The sequence below is a fragment of the Arthrobacter sp. SPT-J7 genome (assembly GCF_059089965.1).
The window spans coordinates 1-2,955 of sequence record NZ_JBNHFF010000314.1; the positions used below are offsets into that span (position 1 = coordinate 1).

Sequence of the window (2,955 nt, forward strand, 5' to 3'; positions counted from 1 at the left end):
CAGTCCGAACGGCTTCGTGTAGTAGAAGAAGAACAGCGACAACATGAGCGGCAGGCCGCGGAAAAACCAGACATAGGCGGCGGCGAAGATCCGCAGGGCGCGGATCCTCGAGAGCCGCAGCGTGGCGATCACGTAGCCCAGGGCAGTGGCGCAGACAATGGCTGCGGCCACGATTCCCAGGGTTGTGAGTGCACCGCTCAGGAAGATCGGGAAGTATTCGGCTGCAACAGAGCCGGGCTCAGGGACATTCATGGCAAATTACGCGGCAGGAACTTCGACCGTGAACCCAAACCACTTCTGGTTCAGTTCCGCCAGGGTTCCGTCAGCCTTCAGCTCCTCGATGATCTTGTCCACTTTGGGCTTCATTTCTGTATCGTCCTTGGGAAGGCCGACGCCGGCGGGCTTGGTCCCGTAAACGTCGCCAACGATCTTCAGCTCGGCTGCGAGCGGTGAGTTCTTCATGAAGTTCTCTGCTGCAATCCTGCCGGTGGCAAAGACGTCAATCCTGCCGGCGGCAACATCGGCGAATCCTTCCGGGGCGCCGGGGTATGCCTTAAGCTCCGTGAATCCGCCGAGGGCCTTGACGTCGGATTCCGTGCCGGACCCGCCGATGGCGCCGACGACAAGGCCGTCCAGCTTGCTGACCTGCTCCACTGACGTGTTGTCTTTCTTCACGACGGCCACCGCACCGTCGGCGAGGTAGGGGGTGGAGAAGGTGATGGACTGCTTGCGGGGTTCGGTCATTGTCAGGCCGGACATCACGGCGTCGAACTTTCCGCTGTTAAGGCCCGGGAGCAGGCCGGTCAGCTGGCCTTCGACGAATTCTGCTTCCATGCCCAACTTGTCGGCGATCAGGGTGCCCACTTCGATGTCGAAGCCGGTGAGCTTGCCGCCTTCAGAAAAGGTAATGGGCCGGAAAGTGCCGCTGGTGGCGATGGTGAACTTTTCCTTCGGTGCAGTGTCCGCAGAGGCGGTGCTACTGGCCGAGCAGCCGCTTGCAGCGAGGGCCAGAGCGGCCAGAGCGGCTACGACGGCGGCTTTGCTGTTGCGTGAAAACATGCGTTGCTTCCCCATTTCAGTGATCCATTGCCAGTGATGTTTGCTGACAAGGAAGACGCTATGGGCTCAGTGTGTCCGGAAATCGCCTGCTTCGTTTCGGGAGTGTTAATTGTGACTTCTGTAGACAGTTTCACAGACCGATACTCCGCTTTGCCCCCGAGAGTTAGCTTTACCTGTCCTGGATTGCCAAGTTTTCCAGCACGGCGGCGAAATCAAGGGCCGTTGTTTCGGCTCCAGGGTTGGCCACCACTTGGACGGAAAGGGGGAGCCCGTCCGCGGAAATGCCCACCGGCAGCGACACCACTGGGCACCCGGTCAGGGTCACCGCCCTGCAGTGCCCCATGATCTCCCATCCCTGCAAGTGGTGGCCGTCCACGTCAAGGCAGCCCTCCACGTCGGCCGCCGGACCCCCGGCGACCGGAAGCAGGATGATGTCCACGGCAGCCATCTGACTCAGAGCCTGCCCGCGTGCCGTTTCCGCGGCATCCCGGGCCTCCTCTGTCTCCGCTGGCGCGGTTTTCAGGGATGCAAGGATGGTAGCCAGGTTGGCCTCGGAGATGCTGCTTTCCCTGCCGGCGATGGCGGCCGCGTGGTCCAGCATTGGGTCCAGCGCCCGCAGGCGGTTGTAAGCCGGCAGGCACCCGGCAAGCAGCTCCGGCTGCTGGGACACGGTGTGGCCTTCGGCTGCCACAGCGCCGGCCAGCTGTTCCAACAGCGCGGTCACTTCACGGCGGACCGGACCAAAGACGCTGCCGTCGCTCCAAGCAACGCGCAAAGCGGTGCCCTTGTAATCTGGTTCGCTTCCGGGTTCGCCGGCGTCGGCGCCGGACATGACGAGGTACGCGGTCCGGAGGTCGCGCACGGACCGTGCCAAGGGCCCAATGGTCTGCAGCGCACCCTGCATGCCGGGACTGACCGCGGGCACGCCGTCGTCGTCCCCGAAGTTCCCGTCCATCCCTGGTACCTGTCCTTCGCCCGGTACCGACCCGATGCCGGGCCGCAGGGCCGCAATTCCGACGCATTGGGCGGGCCAGCGCAGTGATCCGCCGTAATCGGTCCCCACGCCCAGGGCAGAGATGCCTGCCGCGAGGGAAGCGGCTTCCCCGCCGCTGGAACCGCCGGGTGTGGCGGCCGGATACCGGGGGTTGGCGGTCCTGCCCAGGAGCGGGCTGTCGCAGGTGACGCCGAAGGCGAACTCGGGGCAGTTGGTCTTGCCGATCAGGATAGCGTCGGCGTCCAGCAGCCGCTGGACGGCGGGGGAGGTTGTTGTCGCGACCGTTCCTGCGAAAGCGCGGCTTGCGGCCGTCACCGGAAGTCCGGCCACGGCAATCACGTCTTTGACGCTGAAAGGCACTCCGGCCAGTGGCCCGAGCTGCCCGCCTGCTGCCCGGCGTTCGTCTAGGGATGCTGCAGCGGCGGCCGCGCCGTCCCAGTCCTCCGTGATAAATGCATTGAGTGCCTTCGCCTCCGGGGCGCTGGCGCGACGCCGTGCAGCCGCGACCACTTCAGCGGCTGTCACGGATCCCTTCCGTACCGCCTCGGCGATCGCGGTGGCGTCCTGGTAGTCCGCATTAAGGCTGTGCAGCAGCGACGCCGTCATCCGGCGTCCACAATCTTGCTGTCGACGCTCTGGCGTTCGAGGTAATCGCGCTCGCCATGTTCCTCGAACTCGCGACGGATCCGTTTGGGATCCCCGGAGCGGAGGCAGTCCAGCAGCTCTGCGTGCCGGTCACACCCTTTGGTAAGGTCGCCCTTCGTCCGGGCCTCGCTCAGGACATTTGCTGCCATACAGAGCTGCATCTGCATCATCAGCGAACGGTAGGCATCACTGAGCCTGCGGTGGCCGGCGGCGTCAACCAGTGCCGTATGGAAGTCCACGTTTGCCTGCACCACTGC

General features: G+C 64.4%; 4 protein-coding genes. All 4 read right to left on the reverse strand.

Going from position 1 to position 2,955, the window contains the following annotated elements; translation table 11 throughout:
* A partial coding sequence (locus tag AC5RWX_RS31900; protein WP_494100190.1) for an ABC transporter permease subunit occupies window positions 1-252 on the reverse strand: 252 nt, incomplete at its 3' end.
* Between the two features lie 6 nt (window positions 253-258).
* Complete coding sequence (locus tag AC5RWX_RS31905) at window positions 259-1,074, reverse strand: transporter substrate-binding domain-containing protein (protein WP_494100191.1); 816 nt, start codon at window positions 1,072-1,074, stop codon at window positions 259-261.
* Window positions 1,075-1,228: 154 nt separating this feature from the next.
* Window positions 1,229-2,659 carry an amidase gene (locus AC5RWX_RS31910; RefSeq protein WP_494100192.1) on the reverse strand — a complete coding sequence of 477 codons (1,431 nt, stop codon included), beginning with the start codon at window positions 2,657-2,659 and terminating at the stop codon, window positions 1,229-1,231.
* Window positions 2,656-2,955, reverse strand: a 300-nt coding sequence (locus AC5RWX_RS31915) for an FCD domain-containing protein (RefSeq protein ID WP_494100193.1), incomplete at its 5' end; no start/stop codon positions are given. The genes AC5RWX_RS31915 and AC5RWX_RS31910, both read right to left, overlap by 4 nt.